General features: G+C 61.4%; 23 protein-coding genes and 1 riboswitch. Of the genes, 9 read left to right on the forward strand and 14 right to left on the reverse strand.

Annotated features, from left to right (window positions below; genetic code table 11):
• Positions 1–39: 39 nt before the first annotated feature.
• From JTP94_RS19940 to oiaX, 5 genes are all read right to left on the reverse strand, one after another.
• Complete coding sequence (locus JTP94_RS19940; RefSeq protein WP_204852176.1) at positions 40–1,917, reverse strand: hypothetical protein; 1,878 nt, start codon at positions 1,915–1,917, stop codon at positions 40–42.
• A complete protein-coding gene (locus JTP94_RS19945) occupies positions 1,914–2,948 on the reverse strand; it encodes a Gfo/Idh/MocA family protein (protein ID WP_204852177.1) in 1,035 nt (344 codons plus the stop codon). Before JTP94_RS19945 ends, JTP94_RS19940 begins: the two co-directional genes overlap by 4 nt.
• 122 nt (positions 2,949–3,070) lie before the next feature.
• Positions 3,071–3,898, reverse strand: a complete 828-nt coding sequence (locus tag JTP94_RS19950) for a phosphogluconate dehydrogenase C-terminal domain-containing protein (RefSeq protein ID WP_204852178.1) — start codon at positions 3,896–3,898, stop codon at positions 3,071–3,073.
• 95 nt (positions 3,899–3,993) lie between these two features.
• Positions 3,994–5,328: a four-carbon acid sugar kinase family protein gene (locus tag JTP94_RS19955; RefSeq protein ID WP_204852179.1), complete on the reverse strand. Its 1,335-nt coding sequence runs from the start codon at positions 5,326–5,328 to the stop codon at positions 3,994–3,996.
• A gap of 5 nt (positions 5,329–5,333) precedes the next feature.
• Positions 5,334–6,593: a 3-oxo-isoapionate-4-phosphate decarboxylase OiaX gene (oiaX, locus tag JTP94_RS19960; RefSeq protein WP_204852180.1), complete on the reverse strand. Its 1,260-nt coding sequence runs from the start codon at positions 6,591–6,593 to the stop codon at positions 5,334–5,336.
• 185 nt (positions 6,594–6,778) lie between these two features.
• Between oiaX and JTP94_RS19965 the strand changes: the two genes are divergently transcribed.
• The 3 genes from JTP94_RS19965 (at position 6,779) to JTP94_RS19975 (ending at position 8,883) form a co-directional block, all read left to right on the forward strand.
• The gene (locus JTP94_RS19965) at positions 6,779–7,483 is read left to right on the forward strand and encodes a transcriptional regulator NanR (RefSeq protein ID WP_204852350.1); all 705 of its coding nucleotides are present in this window, start codon (positions 6,779–6,781) and stop codon (positions 7,481–7,483) included.
• 110 nt (positions 7,484–7,593) lie between these two features.
• Positions 7,594–7,806, forward strand: coding sequence for a hypothetical protein (locus JTP94_RS19970; protein ID WP_204852181.1), 213 nt, complete (start codon positions 7,594–7,596; stop codon positions 7,804–7,806).
• A gap of 204 nt (positions 7,807–8,010) precedes the next feature.
• On the forward strand, positions 8,011–8,883 hold the full coding sequence (locus JTP94_RS19975; protein WP_204852182.1) for an undecaprenyl-diphosphate phosphatase: 873 nt from the start codon (positions 8,011–8,013) through the stop codon (positions 8,881–8,883).
• A gap of 9 nt (positions 8,884–8,892) precedes the next feature.
• Here JTP94_RS19975 and JTP94_RS19980 read toward each other — a convergent pair whose 3' ends face one another.
• Complete coding sequence (locus JTP94_RS19980) at positions 8,893–10,107, reverse strand: polyhydroxyalkanoate depolymerase (protein WP_204852183.1); 1,215 nt, start codon at positions 10,105–10,107, stop codon at positions 8,893–8,895.
• 123 nt (positions 10,108–10,230) lie between these two features.
• Here JTP94_RS19980 and JTP94_RS19985 point away from each other — a divergent pair, with 123 nt between their 5' ends.
• On the forward strand, positions 10,231–10,884 hold the full coding sequence (locus tag JTP94_RS19985) for a glutathione S-transferase (RefSeq protein WP_204852184.1): 654 nt from the start codon (positions 10,231–10,233) through the stop codon (positions 10,882–10,884).
• Positions 10,885–10,917: 33 nt separating this feature from the next.
• Here the strand turns inward: JTP94_RS19985 and JTP94_RS19990 are convergent, their stop codons facing one another.
• The 4 genes from JTP94_RS19990 to thiM are packed head-to-tail and all read right to left on the reverse strand — an operon-like array spanning position 10,918 to position 13,932.
• A complete protein-coding gene (locus JTP94_RS19990; protein ID WP_204852185.1) occupies positions 10,918–11,682 on the reverse strand; it encodes a 3-oxoacyl-ACP reductase in 765 nt (254 codons plus the stop codon).
• Positions 11,679–12,500, reverse strand: coding sequence for a bifunctional hydroxymethylpyrimidine kinase/phosphomethylpyrimidine kinase (gene thiD / locus JTP94_RS19995; protein WP_204852186.1), 822 nt, complete (start codon positions 12,498–12,500; stop codon positions 11,679–11,681). The genes JTP94_RS19990 and thiD overlap by 4 nt, the downstream gene beginning before the upstream one ends.
• Entirely contained in the window at positions 12,497–13,132 is a 636-nt protein-coding gene (thiE, locus tag JTP94_RS20000) for a thiamine phosphate synthase (protein ID WP_204852187.1), read from the reverse strand. The genes thiD and thiE overlap by 4 nt, the downstream gene beginning before the upstream one ends.
• Positions 13,129–13,932: a hydroxyethylthiazole kinase gene (gene thiM, locus JTP94_RS20005; protein ID WP_204852188.1), complete on the reverse strand. Its 804-nt coding sequence runs from the start codon at positions 13,930–13,932 to the stop codon at positions 13,129–13,131. Before thiM ends, thiE begins: the two co-directional genes overlap by 4 nt.
• 47 nt (positions 13,933–13,979) lie before the next feature.
• Positions 13,980–14,076: riboswitch (TPP riboswitch) on the reverse strand.
• Positions 14,077–14,311: 235 nt separating this feature from the next.
• On the opposite strand from thiM, the gene JTP94_RS20010 reads away from it, so the two are divergent.
• From JTP94_RS20010 to JTP94_RS20020, 3 genes are all read left to right on the forward strand, one after another.
• Positions 14,312–14,458: a DUF1127 domain-containing protein gene (locus JTP94_RS20010; protein WP_204852189.1), complete on the forward strand. Its 147-nt coding sequence runs from the start codon at positions 14,312–14,314 to the stop codon at positions 14,456–14,458.
• 498 nt (positions 14,459–14,956) lie between these two features.
• The gene (yghU, locus tag JTP94_RS20015) at positions 14,957–15,832 is read left to right on the forward strand and encodes a glutathione-dependent disulfide-bond oxidoreductase (protein WP_204852190.1); all 876 of its coding nucleotides are present in this window, start codon (positions 14,957–14,959) and stop codon (positions 15,830–15,832) included.
• A gap of 224 nt (positions 15,833–16,056) precedes the next feature.
• Positions 16,057–17,673: a hypothetical protein gene (locus tag JTP94_RS20020; protein ID WP_204852191.1), complete on the forward strand. Its 1,617-nt coding sequence runs from the start codon at positions 16,057–16,059 to the stop codon at positions 17,671–17,673.
• A 20-nt stretch (positions 17,674–17,693) separates the two neighbouring features.
• Here the strand turns inward: JTP94_RS20020 and JTP94_RS20025 are convergent, their stop codons facing one another.
• Positions 17,694–19,070: a sigma-54 dependent transcriptional regulator gene (locus tag JTP94_RS20025; RefSeq protein WP_204852192.1), complete on the reverse strand. Its 1,377-nt coding sequence runs from the start codon at positions 19,068–19,070 to the stop codon at positions 17,694–17,696.
• Positions 19,067–20,929, reverse strand: a complete 1,863-nt coding sequence (locus tag JTP94_RS20030) for a sensor histidine kinase (RefSeq protein WP_204852193.1) — start codon at positions 20,927–20,929, stop codon at positions 19,067–19,069. Before JTP94_RS20030 ends, JTP94_RS20025 begins: the two co-directional genes overlap by 4 nt.
• A gap of 233 nt (positions 20,930–21,162) precedes the next feature.
• On the opposite strand from JTP94_RS20030, the gene JTP94_RS20035 reads away from it, so the two are divergent.
• Together JTP94_RS20035 and JTP94_RS20040 are read left to right on the forward strand one after the other, a co-directional pair.
• A complete protein-coding gene (locus tag JTP94_RS20035) occupies positions 21,163–22,491 on the forward strand; it encodes a dicarboxylate/amino acid:cation symporter (RefSeq protein WP_034510693.1) in 1,329 nt (442 codons plus the stop codon).
• Positions 22,492–22,828: 337 nt separating this feature from the next.
• The gene (locus JTP94_RS20040; protein ID WP_312038182.1) at positions 22,829–23,329 is read left to right on the forward strand and encodes an NUDIX hydrolase; all 501 of its coding nucleotides are present in this window, start codon (positions 22,829–22,831) and stop codon (positions 23,327–23,329) included.
• Positions 23,330–23,358: 29 nt separating this feature from the next.
• Here JTP94_RS20040 and JTP94_RS20045 read toward each other — a convergent pair whose 3' ends face one another.
• Both JTP94_RS20045 and JTP94_RS20050 read right to left on the reverse strand, forming a co-directional pair.
• A complete protein-coding gene (locus tag JTP94_RS20045; protein WP_204852195.1) occupies positions 23,359–24,552 on the reverse strand; it encodes an FtsX-like permease family protein in 1,194 nt (397 codons plus the stop codon).
• 5 nt (positions 24,553–24,557) lie between these two features.
• Complete coding sequence (locus tag JTP94_RS20050; RefSeq protein WP_204852351.1) at positions 24,558–25,709, reverse strand: FtsX-like permease family protein; 1,152 nt, start codon at positions 25,707–25,709, stop codon at positions 24,558–24,560.
• Between the last annotated feature and the right edge of the window lies 1 nt (position 25,710).

Here is a 25,710-nt window from a genome sequence, read left to right on the forward strand (position 1 = left end):
GCGATTGTTAGGACTAACATGCGCGTCTGCTGGTTCAGGTCAATCCGTCAAAGTCACTGAAGTGACCGCGTAGGCTCCGAGCGTGAGGGCGCTGGCTTGGCCGACACGACGGAAGGTTCCGAGCTCGATCCGGCGCGTTGCGGGGGTGATGTTGACTAGATGCAGTTGCCGTCGCTCGCTGGTTCGCGCGGTGACGAAGGCAAGCACCGAGGTCGGGTCGGACGATATGCATTCGCGCCATCGACTGCCGGCGAGGCGAGCCAGCGTCGCGACCGAATTGAAGATCGGGCGAGTGGCGCCGGCTGGGGACGGTTCGTTTTCGCCCGCGATGAGGCCGAAAGATCCGGTCAGGGCGGAGAGCGTCAGGCATTCCAATCCGGCATCGAGCACGCGGGCGGCATAGCCGAAAGTGAAGGCTTCGCCGAAGCGGCCGTTGTGCCGGGGATCGGTGCTGGCCATGGCGATGCGTCCGCCATCGGGATTGTCCATCGTGCGGCTGCCATAGGGGTTCTGGCGCATGGGTATGGTCGAAGGGCCGATGCGATAGGGCTTGTTGCCGTAGATGGCACGCACCGAGCGGGTGATGAAAGGCAATGCCTCCAGCGTCTGCATGACGCTGAGGTCATCCGCCGCATGCACGATCGGATTGGTACAATGCGTGATGAAATCGAGCGGGCTGGCGGGAACCCGCTTGCGATTGAGCTCGGTGAAATAGCTCAGCATGCCGCCACCGAGGCGCATGCCGGGGAAGGCCGCATGTGCCGCAGCATAGACCTCTTCGAGAGGCGGGCATTCGGGCCATTCGCTGCCCGGTGGGGTCGATTGCCGGTCGACGGAAGGAGAAATGACGACCGCATCGGGATTGAAACCGGCCGCTTGCATCCAGCTCGCGATCTGTGTTGCTTCGGCAAGCGGGGTTTGTCGACAGGGTAATGCAATTTCCAACGTCGAGCTGCCGGAGTGAAGCTCGGCGACGGCAGCGAAGGATTTGAAGGCATCGGCACCATGGCCGGCATTGGGATCGAAATGGAACAGCAATTCCTGCGGCATGATCTCGGCAAGCCTGTCGCGGGCCGCAAGCGTTGCCTTCGCTTCCTCCGGCGTGATGATAAGCCCGATCGGGGGCATGACGCCGCTTCTGCTACCGCTCGAAAGTGTGATGGAGCCATTTCCTGTGGAAAGCGATGTTGGAGCGGTCGATGAGTGCCCCCTATCGCGGATACTGAGAACGATCCGCTGCCACATGGGCTCACTCACCGGTATCCGATAAGGCCAGGGCAAGGCGAGGGGACGGACATAGGTCTTGTAGGACGCATCCGACCAGTTGCGCTGATCCTCCATCTCGAAGGTATCGCCCTCCATGCGGCATTCCGCCGTCACGCTCGGGGTAACCCTGTGTGTGATCGCGCGCATGTCCTTGAAGGGCTGCCAAGGCTCGATGAGATCGGGAAACTGCGTCTCCTCGCGGCGGCCGTCGACATGCTCGACCGAAACCGGCATGCCAGCGACGCCGACGATCGGATGGAGGATGCAGAAGCCGCAGCGGTTCGTCTCGAAGCCGGTTCGGGAGAGGGCTTCGGCCTCGAAGATCAGAGGTTCACCCGCCGCAGCGGTTATCCGCACGTCAATCGCAAGCTCTGTGTCGTCAGGTCCGGCGCAGCGCGCGACATAGCTGATGGAGAAGGCATCCGGATGCTGATTAATTTGTAGGTCGCTGACAGACGGAGCGTAAGTACCCCAATCGCGGTCGCGGACAAGATAGGAAACCGCGCGCAGCACCTCCGTGCCGTCATAGCTGATGGTACGCAGATTGCCGTCCTTGAAGTCGACGACCAGCCCGCCGGCAGTCAGCCGCACCGGCGGCGTTTCGCTCTCATGTGTGCCGTAGAGCTGAAACGGGTCGATCTCGGTGGTCATTGCAGCATTGCCCGGATATCGACGGCGCGGCCGCTGGCGGCACTCTCATAAGCCGCCTCGACAAGGGCTAGGGTTTTGAGATTGTCGGCACCGGAGGTCGAGGTCTCGCCGCCATCGGCCAGACGGTCTGCCCAGTGCTGCTGGATCGCCAGAACGCTCTCCTGGATGTTGTGCCAGGGACGCGAAGCCCAGGATAGAAGCTGCGGTGAGGCGTCGGAGACCGTCATGCCGTCGGGGCCGTTGACCTCAAGGCGATAGCCTTGTGAAAGCCGGATCGTGCCCTCCGTACCGTCGAGCTCGATCAACGTCTCCGGAAATGGCTCCGTTGCAAGCTTCGAGGCATAGCTGACATCGACGATCGAGGTTGCGCCGCTTTCGTGGTCGAGCAGGATGGTGGCGACATCCTCACCCCTGATCTTCGGATTGACCCGCTTGGTGCGGGCCGTAAGCGAGCTGACATCGCCGAGGATGAAGCGGGCGATATCGAGCGTATGGATGCCGAGATCCTCGATGATGAAACGCTCGCCTTCGGCGAGATAAGGCTGGCCGGAAAAGACATCGTAGCCTGAGCGGAAGGAGAAACGGCCCCAGAAGGGCTCGCCGATCGCACCTGACTGCAGGACGCTCTTCACGGCCTGTATGGGCGTCTGCCAGCGGAAGTTCTCATGCACCATGAGGGGAATGCCGGCTCGCGAGCAGGCATCGACCATAGCCTTGGCATCACCAAGCGTCTTTGCGAAGGGCTTCTGGCAGATCGCCGGGATCTTGTGCGCAGCTGCCATTTCCACCAGGGTGCGGTGGCTCTGCACCGTCGTCGCGATGTCGACGAAATCGAAACCGCCATCGGCAAAGAGTGCCGCTGCATCTGCATAGCGCCGTTCGATGCCGAACTGGTCACCGACGATCTTCAGCCGCTCCGGATCGCGATCGCAGATCGCAACGATATGGGCACCTTTGACGTCTCGCCACGCATGCATCTGATTGACCGCAAAGAAACCGCAACCGATCAAAGCGCCCTTGATCTCTGTCATTTCAGCCTGCCTATGCCATTTGCATTGATGTCACTCAGTTTCATGGTCCCCTCCCAGGTATGAAACAGGCCCTGTTCCCGGCAGGGCGGCAAGGGAGGGCCGACGCCCTCCCGGGACGTCTATCAGGTGATGCGCTGGATGCTTGCGGCGATCTCCTGCGGTTCGAAAACCTTCTTCCAGTCGTCGCGCATCAGAGCGGGGATGCCGAACTCGATTGCCTTGTTGCAGGCATCGGAAAAGACGCCGTCGACTTCCTTGAAGATCACGGCGCCGAGTACGTTCATATGACCCAGCAGGAAGTCGCGCGCGGCTTCCGGGGGAACGCCGCGGGAAACACATTCATCCATGGCCTGGCGCATGACGACGAGCAGCGAGGCGCAAACCGTCTCGGAAAGGCCCGGCTCCAGCATCGCCATCTGCTCGACGGTCACGCGGTGCGAGCGCATGACGGGTGCCCAGATGATCTTCGCGATTTCCTCGCCGAGCGTATAGGCGCCTTCCGGTCCCTGCATCAGGGCGGAGACGATATGCTGCTTGGCAAACAGGCCACCGAAATGGTCCTTCTTGGCCTGCATCTCCGTCTCGTCGTTGAAGATCGGCGGATGGCAGGGGTGGGTGACGAAATAGGTGAGATCCTCGCGCTGCGGCAGATGGCCCGCAAAGGGAGCGGCGGCGTCGAGAGCGACGACCATGGTGCCGGGCTTGAGCTTGTCGACGATACCGGCGGCAACCTTGCCGATTGCCGTATCCGGTACTGCGAGGATGACCACTTCGGCGCCGTCGAGTGCTGCGTCCGCCGGTACGCAATCGATGGCAAGGTCATTCTTCAGGCGCGCTTTGCCGGCGTCGCCGACCTCGACGTGGCGCACGTCGAAACGCGAGCCTTTCAGATTCTTGGCGAGGCGATAGCCCATTTTGCCACCGGCGCCGAAAAGAGCAATTGCAGTCATGATAGTACCTCGTTCATCTTCAAGTCGTGATATCGCAACTGGTATGATGAGTCAATGAGTATGCCAACAGATGCCCAGGAAAATGACGCTTCCGGCTACGAGCTTCTCCCATCGCGGATCTGCGCAAAGTAATCATCGGTCCCCACCTGGCCGCCCTTGAGCGCGATCTGCAGACCGTTGGTCGGGGCGTAGCTGCCGTGCGCGGTGCAGAGCGGGGATCCCGGCGTCTGCGGCAATGGCAGCAGGGTGGTAAGCGCGTCGACGCGCAGTTCTTGCAACGCGTGGCTTGATGTATCGCCGCCGGCGATGACGGCGCGGCCGAGACCTTCCTGTTCAATCAGCCGTCGCAGAAGAATGCCGAGAGCTTGCCCGAGGCGATGCCGCGTGCCGGGAATTCGATCGATATCGCCGCCGCGGTCGGCCGAAGGTCCAAGTGCCGTATGGAGAATGACGCTGCGGCCTGCCTTTAAGCTCGCAACGCCGGCATTGGCTGCTTTCTCCAGTGCGCGCTCGGCGTCTTCGCCGACCAGCTCCAGCGGATCGACATCGACGCCGTCGAAGCCTTCGGCCACCGCGCGGCGGATCTGGCGTTCGGTTGTCGGCGATACGCTGCCGGAGACGACGGCGAGACGTTCGACTTTGCCAGGCTGCTGGAAGTCCGGCTTCGGCCCGATCAATCCTGCGTCGCGCCAGGCGTCCAGAAGGGCATATTCGACGCCCGAGGAGCCGGCGATGAAGGAGCCGCCCTTGTTTTTAAGACGCCATAGCTGACGGCCTGCGGCTGCCTGCGTTTCCGTGCTGTCGACATCCATGAGGAGGATGCCGGCATCTCCCGTTGCAAGCCCGTCGATCCGCGCGTCTGCGTCTGCCGCCACGATGGTCACAAGATCGGCAAGGCTGACGGACAGGGATGTCTGCTTGCTGAGATGCACGGTAAGATCGGCCTCATCCATCGGCGTGACCGGATGCCGGCTCATAACCGGATGTCTGTCGATGCGGAAGACCTGGCCTTGATAGGCAGCAAAGAGGTGGCCAAAGGCGGTATAGCGCTTGAGCTGCGGCGCGCCGACGACGACCGGTACGACCGACTGCTTGAAAAGCGCCTTGCCGATCTCGATCGCCTTGCCGATATTGCCGACCTTCGGGCTGGAATCGAAAGTGGAGCAGACCTTGTAGTGGCAGATTGCTGCGTCCAGGCTTTTCAGCCATGCGAAGGCCGGTGTCAGATGCTGTTCCATCCATTCCGGCGTCTCGCTCCGACTGGTGCCGGCAATGCCGATGGCGCGGCAGTCCTTGAAACGCTCCAGCATGGCTGCGCTCGACACGCCGAGAAACAGCACGGTTGGCACGCCGTTCGAGGCAAGGGCCTCCATGACATCGGTTGAGCCCGTGAAGTCATCGCCGTAGTAGCTGAGAAGAAGATTGGACATCGCAGTCAGGCGTCCTTGCCGTCACTGAATTTTGCGATCGAGGCGGCAAGCTCCGGATGGTTCTTGGCGTATTGTTCGAGCGGAGTATCCGAAACGGCCGCCTGCCAGGCCTGCTGGATGGCACGAACGCCGGCCGCAGGCCCGAACGGATGGCTGACGATGCCGCCGCCGCAGAGATAGAGAAGATCCGTGTTCCGGCCGGTGCGCTGGTAGGTCTCCGGCGCCTGGCCTCCCCACTGGCCTGAACCCGCCACGGGAAGCGGACAGTCCGATGGGTCGAAGAGCGGTGTGCTGACGGCTTTGAAGGACTCGACGAAGCTGTCGTCGGGTTCCCAATATTTGACCCTGATGCCGTTGATCTGGAACTGGTCGACACCGAGCAGGCGCCAGAACTGCTGATAAACCTTGAAGTCCATACCGGCGCCGGGATGGCGGGTCAGGACGTCCCAGCCGTTGCGATGGGCATGCAGCACCAGCCCGGAACGCTTGCGCAGGAAGCTCATGCCGCCGAAGCCGACGGAATTGATGTTGATGACAGCACAATTGCCGCCGGCCTTCAGCACGAGATCATGGTTGCGCATCATCTCGTCGGGATCGGCGTGCGAAATGCCGAAGGCGTACATCACCTTCTTGCCGGTCTTCTGCTCGTGATCGAGGATCAGCGGCATGATCGCCTCGACGCGCTCTTTGAGCGGCGAGTAGGCGGGGCTCATCAGCTTCTCGTCGTCCTTGATGAAATCGACACCCGAGCCGATCAATTCGCCGACCAGGTCAGCCGTTTCCTTCGGTCGCAGGCCGAGTGCCGGCTTGACGATGGTGCCGATGATCGGGCGACCGCTGACGCCGGTCAGCCGCAGGCTGCCGGCGACGCCGAATTGTGGGCCCGGATGAGCGTCGCGAAAGGCTTCCGGCAGCTTCATGTCGACGATGCGGATGCCGGTCATGCCCTTGATCGAGTAGACGCCACCGATCGCGATCGTCATCAGCGCCGAAAGATCGGTACCGATCGCATCGAGCGGAAATGCGATATCGACATCGGCGCGGCGGATGCGGCCGTGGCCTTCGGCAGCTTCCGGCCATGTCGGCCGCTCGGCGTCGGCAAGCGGCCGGATCGCCGTGACGCGGGCGGCCACGCGCGATTTGAGCTCTTCCGTCTCGCCAGGGACCGCCACGAAGGTGCCGGTCGACTGATCGCTGGCAATCTTGCGGGCCATCGCCTCGATGCTGCCTGAGGTTTCGATACGGTAGGTGATGGTGATGGTCATAAGTAGCTGAGTGCTCCTCTCGCCGACGATTTTCGCGTGGCGCAAACTGGTGATGTGGTATAATGAGTATTCCAACTTCTGCAACGATTTTTTTGCTCGTTAGCCGGCAAGCTGTTCCGTATGGGCTTTCTCGACGGCAGGCAAAAAGGCATAAGGAAAGAAAAGCTTTGAGCAAGCGGGGTTCCATGGGCCAGCCAGTAGAACAGATTGTACGTCGAAAGCTGTCTGATGAAGTATTCGACCGGCTGGAACGGTTGATTACATCGGGAGAACTCAAGCCGGGCGACGAAATGCCGTCCGAGCGTGTCCTTATGGAGCGTTTCGGCGTTGGGCGCCCAGCGATCCGCGAGGCGATGCAGGCACTTGCCAATATGGGGCTCGTCAACATTTCCCATGGTGAGCGGGCAAAAGTGCTCCAACTCACCGCTAAGTCACTCTTCCGGCAGGTCGATCTGACAGCGAAAATCATGCTGTCGCAATCGACGGATTCGCTGGAGCATTTGAAGAGCGCCCGTATCTTCTTCGAGCGCGGCATGGCGCGCGAGGCAGCCTTGCGCGCAACCGAAAAGGATGTCGCCGATCTCCAGGAGATCATCGAGCGGCAGCGCGCCTTTCTAGGTCATGCCGAGGAGTTCATTTCAGCCGACATGCAGTTTCATACGCGCATCGCGCAGATTTCCGGCAACCCGATCTTCGCAGCCGTCAGTGAAGCCATGCTGGCCTGGCTGAAGACCTACCATACGGACATGCTGATCTGGACGGGCAAGGAAAAGTTCACCCTGGTCGAGCACGAAGAAATCCTTGGACGGCTCGCCGACAACGATGCGGATGGTGCGGAGGCGGCGGTACTGAAACATCTGGAGCGGTCGCGCGCACTCTATACCAGATAGACGCCTCTTCCTCGAGGCGCCCGCCGCGTACGGTTCGTGGGGACCCGTATATTTGTCGCAATTCCTCCTCAATCTTCGTGGCATCTGCCGACGTGTAGAAGAGGTGCGTGATGATCAATTTCATTCATCGGAACATGGCGCTTGTCCTGGCTCCCGTCATGACGGTGCTTGCCATCGCTTTTTATAATCTGATTTCCCTGCTGATCCGGCACCATCACAACATGCTGCATGATCTTCATCGTGTGATCGGCGCCATCGTCCTCTTCGTCGCGTTTTATGGCGTCATCCGTTACATGCAGTCGTTGCCCGAGGACGATAGCTAGAATTCCATCAGACTTTGGAAAATAAAGTCGATAATTTCAGATAGGGTTCAGCCTGCCCGACTATCTTCGCCTCGATTCTGAGCGCGAGATCGGTAATGCATTCGACATGCGCCACCGATAACGTGTCGGAAACTGTTTCGCAGCAAAGTTCATCGTGCCATTCCGGCGCCAAGCCTCCCACTTAAGAACTGAGGATATCGAAACGTGGCTGATGTTTGTACGCAGGGCGTGGACACGGGCTTTGTAGCCCTGGGTTATGCCAAAATAGCTTTTCTGGGTGTCGTGCAGGGGCTGACGGAGCTCCTGCCGGTTTCCTCCACGGCCCATATGCGCCTGGTGCCGGCCTTGCTTGGCTGGCAGGATCCGGGCTCGGCGTTTTCGGCGGCGATGCAGCTTGCCGCGCTGGCGGCGATCATCTCCTATTTCTGGAGCGATGTCCGCTATGTCACCTTCGGATCGCTCGATGCCATCAGGCAGAGGGATTGGCGCTCGCCCGCGATGCGGCTTGCGATTGCCATCATCATCGCCACCATCCCGATCGTCATTGCCGGCCTGCTGCTATCGTCTTCGCTCAATGCCTGCGGCACGTCGTTTCGCAGTCTCTGGGTCATCGGTATCGCCTGTCTTGTCATGGGCATTCTTCTGGCCGTCGCGGAACTCTACAGCCGACATAGGAAGGACATGGCACAGATGACCCTGATCGATGCCCTGTTCGTCGGCATCACTCAGGTCGGTGCCCTCGTTCCCGGGGTCTCGCGCTCGGGCTCTACGCTGACCGGCGCACTCTTCCTTGGCCTGAAGCGCGACGAAGCGGCGCGGTTTTCGTTCCTGCTCGGACTTCCCGCCATCGCGCTTGCCGGGCTGAAGGAGCTGTTTACGCTCTACAAGGCCCATATTCCGATGGAGGCCTGGTCGGTGCTGCTCGTCGGGCTTATTGTCGGCAGCATCTCGTCCTTCGCGGCGATCTGGGGCTTGATGCGCTTCCTGGAACGCTTCTCCACCTGGCCCTTCGTGATCTACCGCATCGTGCTGGGCGTCGTCATTCTCTTCGGCGTCCTGACCCTGGGTTGGGCTTGAGCGGCAGCGCTATTCCATGGCGAGGATCATGTTGCGGACGATGGGATAGATTTCCGTTTCCCAGCGGCGGCCGTTGAATACGCCGTAGTGTCCGACATTGGCCTGAAGATGGTGCCGTTTCAGATGCGGCCGCAGCGATCGACAGAGATCGTGTGCGGCCGAGGTCTGGCCGAGGGCGCAGATGTCGTCGCGTCCACCCTCGACCGTTAAAAGAGCCGTCTTGCGGATCATGCCGGGATCGACCTTTTGACCACGATAGGTAAAATCTCCCGTCGCCAGCTCGGCTTTCTGGAACACCCGGTCGATGGTCTCGATATAGAACTCCTCGGTCATGTCGAGAACGGCGAAATATTCGTCATAGAAGGTCTTGATCTTGTCGGCTTCAGCCGTCTCGCCCTTGGCCAGATGTTCGTAGAGCTTGCGATGGGCGTCCTGATGGCGCTGCATGTTCATGGCCATGAAGGCGACGAGCTGCAGGAAGCCGGGATAGACACGTCGGCCGCCGCCCGAATAGCGCCACGGCACATTGCTGATGAGCGAATTTTCGAACCAGGCGAGTGACTTCGACACGGCAAGCTCGTTGACCTCGGTCGGGCTTTCTCGCGGGTCGATCGGACCGGCCATCAAGGTCATGGTCCGTGGCGTCGCAGGATGCCCGTCTTCCGACATGACAGCAACCGCCGCCAGCACCTGCACGCAGGGCTGACAGACGGCAAGGACGTGCCCGCCCGGGCCGATCTTCTCCAGGAAGCGGATGATATAGTCCACATAGTCGTCCATGCCGAAGCGCCCGGCGGAGACAGGCACATCGCGGGCGTTGGCCCAGTCAGTTATGTAGACATCGTGATCGCGCAGCAGGGTTTTCACCGTGCCGCGCAGGAGCGTTGAGAAATGGCCGGACAGCGGCGCGACCACGAGGATCCGCGGTCGCGGCGTATCGATATCGGCGGCAAAGCGCAGAAGCTTGCCGAAGGGCAGATCGAGCGTGGTTTCAACGCTGATCGGAACGTCGCGATTTCCGACCCTGACGACGTCGATGGCAAAGTCGGGCCGCTCGTGGGTGATCTCGTAGCGGGAGATCATTTCCAGTGCGGCAGAAAAGTGCTGCGCCATCGCGCCGGCCGGCCCCCAGAACGTCGACGTGGAGAATATTTGCAGGCGCCGCGCCAGATCGCGCAGGGGTGCAATGAGATCCTCCTGGAACTGATAGGCTTGATAAAGCATTTGCCATCGTCTCCCGCACCGCCGCAGAAATGCGGCAGTGCAAAAAAGCTAGTGCAATATGCCGCGCTATGCGAGAAGATTGTTTTGCCGACCCATTATTTGTCCGGCAGGGATTGGATCGCGATGACGCAGGCGACACTGACGATTTCCTCGAAGAACTATTCCTCCTGGTCGCTGCGTGGCTGGCTGCTGTGCCGCATGGCTGGCCTGGATTTCACCGAAATGCTGGTGGAAATGAACGATGAGGCGCGCCAGGAGCTTCTGCTACTGTCGCCATCGGTTCTCGTGCCGAGGCTGACCCACAAGGACGTCACCGTATGGGATACGCTGGCGATCGCGGACTATCTGAGCGAAATCGCTCCGAAGGCGGGGCTCTGGCCCACTGAGCGGGTTGCCCGTGCTCTCTGCCGCTCCGTCTCCGGCGAAATGCATTCCGGTTTCCACAATCTGCGCTCGGCCCTGCCGATGAATCTCAAGGCGCGGCATGCGAGCTTCAAGATTTTCTCAGGCGCACGGCCCGATGTGGAGCGGGTGAAGACGATCTGGACAGACTGCCTCGACGCCAGCGGGGGTCCCTGGTTGTTTGGAAAGGCGCCGACCGTCGCCGATGCGATGTATGCGCCCGTCTGCACGCGCTTCCGCACCTATGCGGTGGAGCTGGAACCGAGACTGGCCGCCTATGTCGAGACGGTGCTTGCCTGGCCGCTGATGCGGGAGTGGACCGAAGGGGCAGTGGCTGAGCCGGACGAGATCATCGAACTGGAAGTGGAGTTCTGATCGTCGGCCGGCACGCCGCTTTGCTGCGGATCACTATCCGAAGACGAGCCCGCCATCGACGATCAGGTTTTGGCCGGTGACGGCGCGCGCCCAAGGACTTGCGAAGAAGAGAACCGTGTCGGCGGCTTCCTCCGGCGTCGTGACACGGCGCAACGGGGTGTTCGCGGCAATAATATCGAAGACCGCTTCGGGCGTGGCGCTGCTGGCATCTGTGGTGCGCAGCAGGCCGCCGGAGACCATGTTGACGGTAATTCCGAGCGGGCCGAGCTCGGCCGCCGCCGTTCGGGTTAGCGACAGCAGCGCCGCCTTTGCCGCCGTGTAATCGTGATAGGGCACGACCGGATTCTGGAAGAGGTTGGTGCCGATCGTAACGATCCGGCCAAAGCCCGCCGCCGCCATGGCCGGCCGCGCCGCCTGAATGAGGTTGAGCGCGCCCTGCAGAGCGGTTTCGAGCTGCGTTGCCATTTCGGCCCAACTTAGCGCGTCCAACTTCGAACGCGCGTCACCATTGAAGCTGAAATCGGCGAGCGCATTGTGGACGATCGTGGTCGGCGCCCCGAAATGGGCCGTCACGTCTGCCACGAGTTGTTTTGTTTCGTTGAGACTGCGGATGTCGGCCTGAAACGCCTCTGCGTGGTCGCCAAGTCGTTCTGCAAGCGCCTCTGCCGGCTCCCGGCTGGCGCGGTAATTGATGGCGACTTTGGCGCCTTCGCGGGCAAAGGCTGCTGCGATCGCGGCACCGAAACCGCGCCCGGCGCCAGAGACGATGACGATCTGTTTGTTGAGGGGCAGGTTCACTTCGATGTTCCTTTCATGTCTGACCAGAGCGCATAGAAATGCTGAACAGGGCCATGGCCGCTGCCGACGGAAAGCTGCCCTGCTGCTGCAACCGCGCCAGCGAGGTACTGTTTGGCGGAAGCAACGGCTTCCGGCAGCGGCAAGCCCTTGGCGATCTCGGCAGCAATTGCGCTGGACAGCGTGCAGCCGGTTCCATGCGTGTTCTTCGTCGGCAGCCGCTCGGCTTCGAACCAGGTGAGAGTGCCAGCGCTTGCCAATACGTCCGGGCTTTCATCACCTTCGAGATGGCCGCCCTTCACGAGAACCGCCGCCGTGCCGAGATCGGCTAGAGCGAGCGCCTGACGCGCCATGTCTTCACGGCTTTTGGCCTCGGCTTCATGCAGCAGGGCAGCCGCCTCCGGAATGTTCGGCGTCAGCACCGTCGCCAGCGGCAACAGCCGTCGGGTCAGCACGTCAACGGCATCCGCTGCAAGCAGGGCGGCACCGCCCTTGGCGATCATCACCGGGTCGAGCACAATGGGAACATCACGGTGCCTGGCCAGAGCGTCGGCGACAGCCTCGGCGATCTCAGCATTCGCGATCATGCCGATCTTGACGGCATCGACGCGTATATCGGCAAAGATGGCGTCGATCTGATCGGCGACAAATTGCGGTGGCACCGGATGGACGCCGGAAACGCCTTGCGTGTTCTGGGCTGTCAGCGCTGTCAGGACAGCCATTCCATAGACGCCGCGTGCCGAAAAGGCCTTGAGATCGGCCTGGATGCCGGCGCCGCCGGAAGGATCGGAGCCGGCGATGGAGAGGACGTTGCGGATCACTTGCGCGCCTCCTCGATGGCGTCGGCGATAAGGGCTGTGGCGGCCGCGGGATCGGGCTTGCCACAGATTGCCGAGACGACCGCCAGTCCGTCTGCGCCGGCCGACAGGACATCGGCTGCGTGTTCGGCCTTGAGACCACCGATGGCGATGGCAGGAACCGGGCAGAGCCTGATGATGCGGGCAAGGCCGTCAAAGCCGATCGGCTGCTTGTGATCGGGCTTGGTCGGCGTGGCAAAGACGGGACCGACACCAACATAGTCGACGATCTCGGCATTGATGACCGAGGCCAGTGCCTCCGTCTCCACCGAGAGACCGAGGATCATCTCCGGCCCAATCATACGGCGGGCGGTGTCGGCATCCAGATCTTCCTGCCCGATATGCAGGCCATCGGCGCCGATGGCAATGGCGGCCTCGACATCGTCGTTGACGATGAGGCGGGCATTGCTTCCGGCCAGCGCCTGCTTGAGGGCAAGACCGGTCTCGATCATGGTCGCAGTCGAGGCATGCTTGTCGCGCAGTTGGACGACGGTGGCGCCGCCGGCGACCGCCGCACGGGCTGTCTCGACCATGCCGAGGTTCGCACAGAGTATCGGATCGAGAACGAGGTAGAGCGAAAGGTCGAAGCTTTTCATGCCGGCATGATCCTCGCTTTGGCGGTGAGCGCTTCCGCATCAAGAGCGGCCAGCGCGTCGAGGAACCGCCAGGAAAAGGAGCCGGGTCCTTCGGCGACAGCTCCCGCCCGTTCACCGGCAACGGCAAAGACGGCGAGGGCCGCCACCGTCGCATCGAAGGGATTGTCAGGCGCAGTTGCTGCAAAGGCGCCGACCAGGCAGGTCAGCGAGCAGCCAAGGGCCGTGACCTGCGGCATCAGCGGCGATCCGCCTTCTATGCGTCGCGCCTTGGGGCCATCGGTCACGAAATCGGTGACACCGGTCACGGCAACCACGCATCCATGCCGTTCGGCGAGTTGCCTGGCCGACTGCTCGGCCAGCTCGACAGGATCGCGGCTATCGACACCCTGGCCGCGGCTGATGCCTCCAGCGAGTGCGATGATCTCGGATGCATTGCCGCGAATGACCGTCGGCTGCAGCTCCAGCAATTGCGCGACTGCCTTGCGCCGGAATGCGGTCGCATAGTGAGCGACCGGATCGAGCACCCAGGGCTTGCCGGCCTGTCTTGCCGATTGCGCGGCCGACAGCATGCCGACAAGCCATCTGGAAGACAGCGTGCCGATATTGATTGTCAGCGCGCCGGAGATCGCGGCGAATTCGGCCGCTTCTTCCTCGGCATGGACCATGGCGGGCGATGCGCCGGCGGCGAGCATCACGTTGGCGGCGATGTTCATCGCCACGAAATTGGTGATGCACTGCACCAGCGGCGGATTTGCCCGCATGGCGCCGAGCAGAGTGCCGGCAGTGGTTTGGTCTTGCATATCGCCCCTTTCGGGCGGGCGAGACGCGAGGGGCGGCATGCGACGCTGCAAAGCCCCGAGCGACTCCCTCCGCCAGCATGATCTGGTTCAGGTTCAAAGGGTACTTCTCAGCCCGCCGGATAGCAGACGCCCCTGTCTCTCAATTCCGTTGTTTTCGCAGACAAAGGCTGTTCTGTCATCAATAAATCGCAAACGGTGCCGAAGAGCCGTAGCGCACAGCTCCTTCAGACCCTCAGCAACCCATGCATATGACGCATGGGTGCAGTGAAGCCTTGGCGCTGCAAAAGGGGAGGGACTAGAACTATATGTTTCTCATCGAAGCGAACGGAGCGCCGAGGACGGCAGCTCAGCTTCGAATGCCCGAGGAAAGGGGAACATCATGAACGTAGCACGCTCTTTCAACAACTGGCGCAAGTACCGTCAGACGGTCGCCGAATTGGGCCGCATGTCCACGCGCGAACTGCATGACCTGGGTATCGATCGCGGCGAAATCCGCAATCTTGCCCGTGCAGCCATCGCCGGCTAACGGCTCGAAACGCTGATCTGCAATCTGCATATTGCCAGCGCCTGCTTCCTCCCGAGCAGGCGCTTTTGCTTTGTCCGCATGACGGCCGCCACTGTTTTTGTATGTCGAGACATTATGCAGTCGAGCTTTCCGCTTTTCGCATAGCGCATAACTGCCTTGCAAATAAATGCCTATGAAGTGAGCAAAAGCCAGGTATTATAGTTTTCATCGAAGCGATGCACCTCCTCCCGCATCCCTTCGCTTTGCAGACGCCCTACTCCTCCTCCCAAGGTCGTCTGCGGGAACAGCGCCACTCCTCCTCCCGTGCGCTGTTCATTTATTGTCGAAAGCCTGCCGCACCTCCTCCCGCGGCAGGCTTTTTTCGTTTTACGCGGGACCGTCCAAAAAGCAGCTCGTGTTCCTCTCGCAAAAATGAACCGCCGCCACTATGTGCCACAGGCGTAGCGCGCTACATCGATGATCACCCCCAATCTGATTCACCAAAACAGGAGGATGCCTATGACCGGTTCTGCCGAATACACGCCGCCAAAAGTCTGGACCTGGAACAAGGCGAATGGCGGCCAGTTCGCCAATATCAACCGTCCGATCGCGGGGCCTACCCACGAAAAGGAATTGCCTGTGGGACGCCATCCTCTCCAGCTCTATTCGCTCGGAACGCCGAACGGAGTAAAGGTCACCATCATGCTCGAAGAGCTGCTGGCGCTCGGCCATAGCGGCGCCGAGTATGATGCCTGGCTGATCAAGATCGGCGAGGGCGACCAGTTCGGCAGCGGCTTCGTAGACGTCAATCCCAATTCGAAGATCCCGGCCTTGCTCGACCGCAGTGGCCCCAAGCCGATCCGCGTCTTCGAATCGGCGTCGATCTTAACCTATCTCGCCGAAAAGTTCGGCGCCTTCCTGCCGACCGAACAGCCGGCTCGCGCCGAATGCCTCTCCTGGCTGTTCTGGCAGATGGGTAGCGCCCCCTATCTCGGCGGCGGTTTCGGCCATTTCTACGCCTACGCCCCGACGAAGATCGAATATGCGATCGATCGTTTCGCCATGGAAGTGAAGCGCGAGCTCGATGTGCTCGACCGCCGTCTGGCCGAAAGCGAATATATTGCCGGCAGCGAATACACGATCGCGGATATGGCAATCTGGCCGTGGTATGGTGGTCTCGCCAAGGGCTGGCAGTACGGCGCTGCCGAATTCCTGCAGGTGCAGGACTATAAGAACGTCCAGCGCTGGGCCGAGCAGATTTTCGCACGGCCGACCGTCAAGCGCGGGCGCATGGTCAACCGCATGTCCGGCGACCCTTCCGAGCAGCTGCGTGAGCGCCATGACGCCGGCGATTTCGACACGAAGACACAGGACAAGATCGCGCCCGCCGGCTGACATTCGCATTTGATCTCGATCGTGATGAGCTCGCGGCCCAAAAGCCGCGAGCTTTTTGTTTTGTTCGGTCCTGAATGCCGGCTGATTAGGGCCGGCAAGTCAGCCTCGCTCCATCTTGTTTGGCCTAATGTGCGGCTGCTGGCAGGGTTCTGCCGGCCGAACAGAGCGCAGTGCACCCCCATGCAGAGCGTTCCGAACCATTGATGCCAGAGGAATGCTTCTCCATGCCGCAAATCGTTGACGACCGTGCCCTGGACAGGAACGTGGCCGCAGGCGCGCCGTTGCAGCGATCGGGCAAGGAAGAGGAGGCTCTTCTAAGAAGCCTGATCTCGGGCGGCGACGAGCGGTTGGATTGCGATGAGGCTACCGGCCTCAACATGTATGGCCATGGTCCGTCGCCTCGTCCGCGCGATCTCGCCTTCGGCTCGTCGACGGCCTCGACCATTTCCGCCGCGGCTTTCGCCGCAGTCGGCGCCTATTACGACGACCTGCTGCGCGAAATGGAAACCGGTTCGGCTACGGAGATCTATGAGCGCGAGATTGGCCAAGTTCGCCATGATTTGCTGCGTCTGCTCGGCCTCAATCAGTCTCAGGACCAACCGCGCGTCGATGCCATATTGGCGACGTCAGGCACTGACATTCATCTCTTTGCTTCCGCACTGCTGGCGCGGGAGGATGACCGAGTCCTGATGACCATCACATTGATGGGCAACGAGACGGGCAGCGGCGTCATGACCGCCTCTGCCGGGCGACACTTCATGGGCCGCGTCAGCAGCGAGCGCGCCGTCGCCAAGGGCGAGGAGTTGCAGCTCGGCGACGCGACACGGAATACGACCGTAGCCGTCCGCAACAAGGATGGCTCCCTGCGTACGGACGAGGAGGTCGAGGAGGAATTGCGGGGGCTGATCGAGCTTGCCCGCGCGGCCGGCCTCAGATGCCTGCTTGTCGTGACGGATGTGTCGAAGACCAGCTTGCTGGCGCCGAGCCTGGAAACGATCCTGCGCCTGAAGGAGCGCTTCGGCGCCGTGCTCGATATCATGATCGATGCCTGCCAGTTCCGCCTGTCTGCCGCAACGATCCGCGCCTATCTTGCCTGTGATTTCATGGTGGCGGTGACGGGTTCGAAATTCCTGGCCGGCCCGATTTTCAGCGGCGCGCTGTTGTGCCCGCCGGCAATCTCGGAACGTTTTAGGCATCGCACCGTGCCGGCGGCACTTGCCGACTATTGCGGTAAGGCGGAGTGGCCGGAAGGCTGGGCGGCGCGCGAGGCACTGCCCGATCGCGCCAATTTCGGTCTGTTGCTGCGCTGGAAGGCGGCCTTGTTCGAACTTGAACGCTTTGTCGGCATTCCGGAAGAGAAGGTGATTGCAGTTCTCTCTGCCTTCGCCGGAGCGGTAACCATCCGGCTTAGGAGCGATGCTGCCTTCGAACTACTGGATAGCCGGCCATTGGACCGGAGCGATCTGTGGGGCGAAACGTCGGTCCTTCGCTGGGATGAAATCCCTTCGATCTTTTCGTTTTACCTGTGCAATCCCCAGCATAACGGCCTGTTGACGGCGACGGAAACCGCTGATGTCTACAAGGGCCTGGCGGTCGAGGAGGGCGAGCTTGCGGCGGTGCGCCTCGGTCAACCCGTTCGTTGCGCCGATTTTGGTGACATGCCGGCAAGTGCGCTCAGAATCTGCCTGAGTGCGCCGCTGATCGTCGCGGCCTGCGAAAGCACCGAAGCGCTTGCCGGTTTGATTGCTGAGGCCATGACGGTTCTCGATCGGACGGCCGACATGGCGGCCCGCCAATCAGGCGAGCCCGATGTTGCGCCGATGCGGGTCGCAAGCGCATAGCCTGTCATCTGCCAGTCGGCCTATGAGCCCCGCCGGTCGTCCCCATCAAAGCCGGCGAATTCGCCCCTGACGATGCCGTGCCGCTGCAGCTTGTCGTAGAAGGTCTTTCTGGGGATGCCGAGCGCTTCGATGGTGCGGCGGACGTCGCCATTGTTTTGCGACAGCGTCTCGCGAATGAGTTCCGCCTCATAGCGCTCGACCCGGGCAGGCAGCGGTAGTGCTGAATCCGTGGCAGGCGGTTCGGTGGATTTCGGCATTGCCGTCGTCTCGAGGCCGAGCACGAAACGCTCTGCGAAATGTGCCAGTTCACGGACGTTCCCCGGCCAGTCATGATCTTGCAAATGGCGGCGTACGGTAGCGGAAATAGTGGGCACATCGCGTTTGAAGCGGCTGGCGGCGCGCTCCGCGAAATAGCCGAACAGCAACGGAATATCATCGCGCCGCTCGCGCAGCGGCGGAATGGAGAGGGTGACGACGTTGAGGCGGTAATAGAGATCCTCGCGAAAATCTCCCCGCTGGCTGGGGTCGCCGAGATCGACCTTCGCCGCCGCCACCACGCGCAGGTCGACGGGGCGGACCTCGTTCGTGCCGAGCGGGGTCACCTCGCGCATTTCAAGCACGCGCAGCATCTGTACCTGTATCGCCGGCGGCATGCTCTCGATTTCGTCGAGAAACAGCGTGCCGGAGCTTGCGTGCTCGATGCGTCCGATACGCTTCTTCTGCGCTCCGGTGAATGCGCCGGGCTCATGACCGAAGAGTTCGCTTTCGATCACGGTCTCGGGGAGGGCGCCGCAATTGAGCGCGACGAAATTGCCCTTCGCGCGCCGGCTCCAGCGATGCAGCAGGCTTGCCACGACTTCCTTGCCGCTGCCCGTTTCGCCGGTTACGAGCACATCGACATCCGTATCGGCAATCTGGCGCAACGTATGGCGCAGGCGCTCGATGGCCGGGGTCTGGCCGATCAGAGGCAGATCGCCCTGCGCCTGTTCGGCGGCGAGACGAAGCGAGCGATTTTCCAGCACGAGCCGGCGCTTTTCTGCGGCCCGCCGCACGCTCTGCACCAGTCGGTCCGTGGCGAAGGGTTTGGCGATGAAATCGTAGGCGCCGTCCTGGATTGCCTGCACCGCCATAGGAATGTCGCCGTGGCCGGTCACCAGGATAACCGGGAGATCGGCGTCGCGCTCCCTGATCCGGGCGAAGAGCTCCTGCCCATCCATCTGTGGCATGCGGATATCGGAAACGACGACCCCGGCGAAGCCGGGATCGAGAGCGGCGAGAGCCTCACCTGCTACTGCGAAAGCGGAAACGGCAAAGCCCGCGAGCTCAAGCGTCTGTTTCGTCGCTTTCAACAGATCCTTGTCATCGTCGATGAGAAAGACCGGGGAGCTGTCGTTCATGTCGTGGCCCTGCGCAAGTGAATGGTGAAACGGGTGCCGTCGCCGTTGCTTTCGACTTCGATGCGGCCGCCATAGTCGACGACAATATCCTTGGAAATGACGAGGCCGAGGCCGAGACCCTTTTCCTTGGAGGTATTGAACGGCGTAAACAACGAGTCGAGAATTGCGGTGGGAATGCCGGGACCGTTGTCGGAGACGACGATTTCGACATCATCGGAAGTCTGGTGTACGGAGACCTCGACTTTGGCCTGATCCTGGCCCTCGAGAGCTTCCAGGGCATTCTGAAAGAGGTTGATCAGGACTTGCTCGAGCCGGATCCGCGTGCCGACGACGGTGAGCCCCACCGGCGGCAGCTCGATCTTGAGGGCATCGAGGTGGCCGGCGAACCGGCTTCGCAGCAGTATGACCGCACCTTCGATCGCGCTTCTGAGGTCCACCGGCTCCGGTGCGGTTCTGCCCTTGCGGCCAAAGGCCTTGAGTTCTTCGGTGATGGTGCCGATGCGCTCCGTCAGCGCCGCGATGGCGGACAGATTGTCCTTGACCGGCGCGGTCTGCTGCCTGTCGAGGAAGATATGCGCATTCTCCGCGTAAGCGCGGATCGTCGCGACCGGCTGGTTGATCTCATGGGCGACGCCGGCGGCGACCTGGCCGAGAATGGCGAGACGATTGGCCTGCACGAGATCCTGTTGCACGCCCTGGAGCTTCGCCTCCGTTGCACGATGGTCGGCAATTTCCGCTTCCAGGCGGTCGCGGGCGCGACTGAGATCTTCGGTGCGCTCCAGAACGCGCCGCTCCAGCTCTTCGCGGGCGATCCTGCTGACGGCGATCTGCATGGCGGAGACATGACGCCGGCGTAGCAGGAAAGCCGCGAAAGCCAGGATCGGCAGTAGAACAGTCAAGGTGAGAAAGCGTGTCTCACGCACGGAAGATGCGATCGCTTGGTCTGTCGGGATCAGATAGCCGAGCTGCCAGGGTGTCGATGGGATCGTGGTCGTCAGCCGCAGATATTCAGCGGCGCTACTGCCGGGCAAAACGGCGCGCACGATGGCCGCATCCGGCCCCACTGCTTCTGGACGGCTGATCGGCAGGGGCGAGAGGGGTGCCGCGCCGAATTGCAGGCTTTTGCGAATGGTCGCCGCCTCTTCACGCGAAAACGGCGTGGTTGTCATGAAGCGCCAGGAGGGCAGGCTGGTGATCAGGACGACGCCGCGCTCGTCGGTGACATAGGCGGGGCGTCCGGTCTCGCTCCAATCGGCTTCCAGCTGATCGAACTCCATCTTGACCACGACGACGCCCAGAGCCGAACCGACGTCACCGACGCGCCGGGATATATAGAGGCCGGGACGATTGCTGACGGTGCCGAGCGCGTAATGTTCCGCGGTTCCCGTCTCCATTGCTTTGCGGAAATAGTCACGGAACGAATAGTCGTTGCCGACGAAGCTCAGCGGCTCCCGCCAGTTGCTTGATGCCATCGCGATGCCATCCTTGCCGACGACATAGAGGACCGACGCACTCGTGCCGGAGACGAGGCTTTCCAGTTTGCGATCGAGGCCGACCACGGCATCGGGTTCCCGCCGGGCAAGCGCGTCGCGCACTTGCTGATCATCCGCCAATAGCAGTGGCAGCGCGCGCGGGCGCTCAAGCACGGCTCTCAAGAGAGCCACCTTGAGGTTCGCATCCGTATGCCCCTGCCTTTGGAGGGTCTCGATGGCAGCAAGACGGCCGTAAAAGCTTGCGCCGTACAAGCCGGCTGCGATGATGGCTGCACACAGGAATGCAAAAGCAAACCAGACCCGACGGGAGCGCCGGCTCAATTGCTCTGGCGTCGAAAATCGTTCCGTGGTCGGGCGCTGCAGCATCCTCATATTGTGCACGATTTCGCGCGCGCCGCAATTCGAGATGTGCGGATTTTCGCACATGTTGTGAGGGGTGTTATCGCGGTGGATTATTAAATCTTGAAAAATCATAGAGTTAATTCTGGTCGTCCCATTTGGCACGCTCGTTGCAAAGAGAAGTCAAACAGTCGGAGGCTGTTGAATTCTAGTCGTCGCCCGGAGGGCCGAGAAATCGGTTGGGCATAATGGAGGACATCATGATTGCTCCCATCGCTGCCGCCGAAACGCGCGCTAAACTTCCCTTTTACCGGCATCTCTATGTGCAGGTTCTGACCGCCATTGCCGCCGGTATCCTGCTAGGCCATTTCTATCCGCAGCTCGGCACATCCTTGCAGCCGCTCGGGGATGCCTTCATCAAGCTGGTGCGGATGGTCATTGCGCCGGTCATCTTTCTGACGGTGACGACCGGCATTGCCGGCATGTCGGACCTGAAGAAGTTCGGTCGCGTCGTCGGCAAGGCGTTCATCTACTTCCTAACCTTCTCGACGCTGGCGCTGATCGTCGGTCTCATCGTCTCGAACGTCGTGCAGCCGGGCGCTGGCATGCATATCGATCCCGCGACGCTGGATACGAAGGCGGTCAACAATTATGCGGCGCAGGCGCATGACGCTTCCGTCGTCGGCTTCCTGATGAACATCATTCCGGACACCATTGTCGGTGCCTTCGCCAAGGGCGATATTCTCCAGGTGCTGTTCTTCTCGGTGGTCTTCGGCATCGCGCTTGGTGCTGCCGGTGAACGCGGCCGCCCGGTTACCGACTTCCTGCAGGCACTGACCACGCCGATCTTCCGCATGGTTGCGCTGCTGATGAAGTTCGCTCCCATCGGTGCCTTCGGTGCCATGGCCTTCACGATCGGCAAATACGGCATCGGCACGATCGCCAACCTGGCGTTCCTGATCGGCACCTTCTACGCCACGTCGCTGTTCTTCGTTCTGGTCGTGCTCGGCGCCGTCGCCCGCTATAACGGCTTCTCGATCCTGGCGCTGATCCGCTATATCAAGGAAGAGCTGCTGCTGGTGCTTGGTACTTCCTCCTCGGAAGCCGCATTGCCCGGCCTGATGAACAAGATGGAGCGTGCAGGCTGCAAGCGCTCCGTCGTCGGCCTCGTCATCCCGACGGGTTATTCCTTCAACCTCGACGGCACCAACATCTACATGACGCTGGCAGCACTCTTCATTGCGCAGGCGACCGACACACCGCTGGCACTTGGTGACCAGATCCTGCTGTTGCTGGTGGCCATGTTGAGCTCCAAGGGTGCGGCCGGCATTACGGGTGCGGGCTTTATCACGCTTGCTGCGACGCTCGCCGTCGTGCCTTCGGTTCCGATCGCCGGCATGGCGCTGATCCTCGGCATCGACCGCTTCATGTCGGAATGCCGCGCGCTGACCAACTTCGTCGGCAATGCGGTGGCCACGATCGTCGTTGCCCGCTGGGAGAACGAGCTCGATCAAACGAAGTTCGCCGCGGCCATGGCCGGGCAATTGAGCGAAGAGATCGAGGCACCGGCGTTGCAGGCGGCCGAATAGGCTTTCATCGATCCTCCAAAATGCAAAACGGCCCTTTCATGGGGCCGTTTTCAGTTTGCGTGGCCGCATCGTCACACCGGGCGCAGACCGACGATCGCTGCAGGGGCTGACCATCTCAATCAACAGCCGTCTTCATAAAACTGTCACGGCAACGGCCCACAGCATGGGATTGAAAGTTGTGAATTTCGGCAGAGTCGCGTGCAGGACAGGAGAGCAGCGTGTCGCAGAAAATCTTTGTGAGCGCGCGCCAGCTGGTTTTGAGCCGGCCTTGCCTCGGGCGACATCATCGCGGGTAGCCGAGGGCATGGCATCTTCCATTTCAGCGCAGGAAAAAGTCTTGAGGCGTTCGGAGAGTTTCCTATCCGAACTCGCCTCGCATACCGATGCGCTGTTTCGCGGCCGCGCCTATGAGCAATATGCAGCCATCTGCTACAGAAAGTCTGCCGAGCGCGATGCACCGGAAGTCCTGGTCGTCACCAGCCGCGAAAGTGGCCGTTGGGTCGTTCCCAAAGGCTGGCCGATCAAGGGCAAGAAGCCGCATGAGGTTGCGGCAATCGAGGCGTTTGAGGAGGCGGGCGTGCGCGGAAAGGTGAAAAAGAAGCCCTTCGGCTACTTCACCTACGTAAAGCAGCTTGGCGATGGCAATGACGTCCCTTGCTTGGTCGAGCTGCATTTGCTCGAGGTCGCCCAGATTTTCCAGGACTTTCCCGAACGTGGCCAGCGCCGCAGCGAATGGGTTTCCTTCATCGAAGCGGCAAGCCGCGTGCGCGAACCGGAACTCAAGGGCCTTCTGCTCGCAGCCGAGCGAAAGATATCCAAGGCAAAGGCAAAGAAATAGCCGAGCGGTGTTCCGGTTCGCATCGAGGCCTATGTTCTGCCGCTCATCGCCGACCGTAAGGGGATTCGAGTGGCGGCGATGGCGGGAACGGCGCCGCCGATCGCGCCGATGGCCAGCGCCAGCACTGCGGCCTTGATAATAAGGGGAGGCGAAAGGATCAGCTGGAATCCGATCTGCGTGCGATCAAGGCTCATCGTCGATGCGCTCCAGCCGTTGAGCACGAGATAGGAAATGGCGATGCCGCTCAGGCAGCCCAGCGCTGTCAGGATCATCGCTTCGATCCAGGTGCTGGCAAAGGCGGCACGCCGGCTGAAGCCGATCGCCCGCACCGTGGCAATCTCGGTGCTGCGATCCGACACGGAGCTGAACATGGTGGTCATCGCGCCAACCGCAGCGCCCATAGCCATGATGACGGCGAGCGGCCAGCCGAGCAAAAGGATGAGCTTCGACGTGCGTTCGGCGAGCGCTGCGAAATAATCCTGCTCCGAACGCAGCGTCAATGCGCTCTGTGGCACGCTGGCCGCCACGGATTGCAGGGCGGGCAGGGCATGCGGCGAAGAGAGTTTCACACGGACGCTCTGAACCAGATTGGGCCGGTCGAACAACGTCTGGACCACATCAAGATCGCCCAGCATTTCGGATTCGAAAGCGGATCCGCCTGCGTCGAATATGCCGACGACAGTCCATTTCGATGTGCCGAGCGTCAGTTGCTCGCCGATGTCGAGCCCCTTGTAATCGAGACTGAGCCGCCGGCCGACAACGATCTCGCTGGTGCCGGGTGTGAATGTGCGGCCGCTGGTGATGCGCACGCTCGGTCGCACATCGAGGCCAAATGGACCGATGCCGCGCAGGGACAATGTGGCAGAAGAACCGCCGGCTTTTTGCTGAAGATCGACGGGCACGACCATTTCCGGCGATATCAGCGCCACGCCTTTGGCATTGGTTGCGATACCGGCGGCGCCATCCAGATAATGGAGTTGCGAGATGTCGATCCGGCTGCCGAGTTCCGTTGCGGCACCCTTGCCAAGGCCGATGGCGATGTCCGGGGAACCTGCCTGCATGAGGGATAGCCGGAAGCCGTTCGACATTGCCAGGAAGCCGAGCAGGACGGTCACGACCATGGCGACCGAAAACACCAGGGACAGCGACATCCATTTGCGCCGATAGAGCGATTTCACATTGGATGCGGTAAGGGCAAGGATCTGATTGATGATAGTCGTCATCGTCGTCACTTCTCTCTCAGGGCTGCGTGGGGAGGCACTCGCATGGCGCCGTAAGCCGGTATTGCAGCGGTCGCTGCCGCCAGAACGGCGGATAGACCGATGGCCTGCAGCACGGTTGCCGGGGCAAGTGACATGTCCGGCACGATCGTGTGCAGCGGCTCCCGCAGCAGGATGATCGCGGCATAGGCAAGGCAGACCGCAAGGCCAAGGCCGGCGGCAAACAGGCCGAATGTCTCGGCGAGCACATTGCCGAGAATGAAGCGGCGCGAGAAGCCCAGCACTTTCAACAGGCCGATTTCCTTCGTTCGCTCGCGAATAGCGAAGAACATGGTATTGGCGACAATCATCAGAATGGTGACGAAAGCGACGCCGACCACCAGCCGGACGATGGTCGCGATATCGGCAAACTGCGCGATGAAATCCCTCATGAATTCAGCCTCGGTTCGCGTCCGGGTCTGATAGGCGGAGTTGGCGAAAAGCGTATCGACTGCTTTGATGACATCGTCGGCATTTGCGTTGCTCCTTGGCAGGACGCCGAAGTTGCTGACGGTGTCGCGATCGACGCTGCGCTCCGAATTGATGTAGTCGTAGCGCGCCATCACAAAATGCGTGTCGGCGGATTTTCGGCCATCCAATATGCCGGCAATCTCGAACTCGAAGTCCGAACTGCCATCGGCCCTGAAGAAACTTGACGTGTTTAGCGTGATTTTCTGCCCGACGACCCAGCCTTCCTGGGTGGCGATGCTTCGCCCGGCAATGACGCCGTTGCGGGTCTGACGGAAGCGGGTGAGAGTCTCGGCGGGAATATCGTATTGGTCGCCGATGAAGGTGGGGAAACTGTCGGGTTCCACCGCCGTCAGCCCCAGGAAATTGCTTGGGGTGCGATAGGTAGCGCGGCTGCGCGCCATATAGGTTGCGCTGGCGATGCCGGGCAGAGCCAGGAGCTTGTCGTAATAGCTGATCGGCAGGGGCAGTGCGTCGCCAATCTTGTTGCTGACGACGAGCCGCTCAGACTCGACCTCGCCGCCAAGGAAGCCGCTCTCGAAGCTCGTCAGCACGAGATAAATGAAGAAGGCGATGGCGATGCTGGTGATCAGCAGCGCGCTGCGCACCGGTTTGCGCGTCATGCCGCGGCGAATGAAGGTAAAGCGATGCATG

It is taken from the genome of Martinezella lusitana (assembly GCF_016901135.1).
GTDB lineage: Bacteria > Pseudomonadota > Alphaproteobacteria > Rhizobiales > Rhizobiaceae > Rhizobium > Rhizobium lusitanum_D.

Coding starts and splice junctions, on each gene's coding strand:
- JTP94_RS19940 (WP_204852176.1), bottom strand. CDS start 1,917: ATGACCACCGAGATCGACCCGTTTCAGCTCTACGGCACACATGAGAGC.
- JTP94_RS19945 (WP_204852177.1), bottom strand. CDS start 2,948: ATGACAGAGATCAAGGGCGCTTTGATCGGTTGCGGTTTCTTTGCGGTC.
- JTP94_RS19950 (WP_204852178.1), bottom strand. CDS start 3,898: ATGACTGCAATTGCTCTTTTCGGCGCCGGTGGCAAAATGGGCTATCGC.
- JTP94_RS19955 (WP_204852179.1), bottom strand. CDS start 5,328: ATGTCCAATCTTCTTCTCAGCTACTACGGCGATGACTTCACGGGCTCA.
- oiaX (WP_204852180.1), bottom strand. CDS start 6,593: ATGACCATCACCATCACCTACCGTATCGAAACCTCAGGCAGCATCGAG.
- JTP94_RS19965 (WP_204852350.1), top strand. CDS start 6,779: ATGGGCCAGCCAGTAGAACAGATTGTACGTCGAAAGCTGTCTGATGAA.
- JTP94_RS19970 (WP_204852181.1), top strand. CDS start 7,594: ATGATCAATTTCATTCATCGGAACATGGCGCTTGTCCTGGCTCCCGTC.
- JTP94_RS19980 (WP_204852183.1), bottom strand. CDS start 10,107: ATGCTTTATCAAGCCTATCAGTTCCAGGAGGATCTCATTGCACCCCTG.
- JTP94_RS19985 (WP_204852184.1), top strand. CDS start 10,231: ATGACGCAGGCGACACTGACGATTTCCTCGAAGAACTATTCCTCCTGG.
- thiE (WP_204852187.1), bottom strand. CDS start 13,132: ATGAAAAGCTTCGACCTTTCGCTCTACCTCGTTCTCGATCCGATACTC.
- thiM (WP_204852188.1), bottom strand. CDS start 13,932: ATGCAAGACCAAACCACTGCCGGCACTCTGCTCGGCGCCATGCGGGCA.
- JTP94_RS20010 (WP_204852189.1), top strand. CDS start 14,312: ATGAACGTAGCACGCTCTTTCAACAACTGGCGCAAGTACCGTCAGACG.
- yghU (WP_204852190.1), top strand. CDS start 14,957: ATGACCGGTTCTGCCGAATACACGCCGCCAAAAGTCTGGACCTGGAAC.
- JTP94_RS20020 (WP_204852191.1), top strand. CDS start 16,057: ATGCCGCAAATCGTTGACGACCGTGCCCTGGACAGGAACGTGGCCGCA.
- JTP94_RS20025 (WP_204852192.1), bottom strand. CDS start 19,070: ATGAACGACAGCTCCCCGGTCTTTCTCATCGACGATGACAAGGATCTG.
- JTP94_RS20030 (WP_204852193.1), bottom strand. CDS start 20,929: ATGCTGCAGCGCCCGACCACGGAACGATTTTCGACGCCAGAGCAATTG.
- JTP94_RS20035 (WP_034510693.1), top strand. CDS start 21,163: ATGATTGCTCCCATCGCTGCCGCCGAAACGCGCGCTAAACTTCCCTTT.
- JTP94_RS20045 (WP_204852195.1), bottom strand. CDS start 24,552: ATGACGACTATCATCAATCAGATCCTTGCCCTTACCGCATCCAATGTG.
- JTP94_RS20050 (WP_204852351.1), bottom strand. CDS start 25,709: ATGCATCGCTTTACCTTCATTCGCCGCGGCATGACGCGCAAACCGGTG.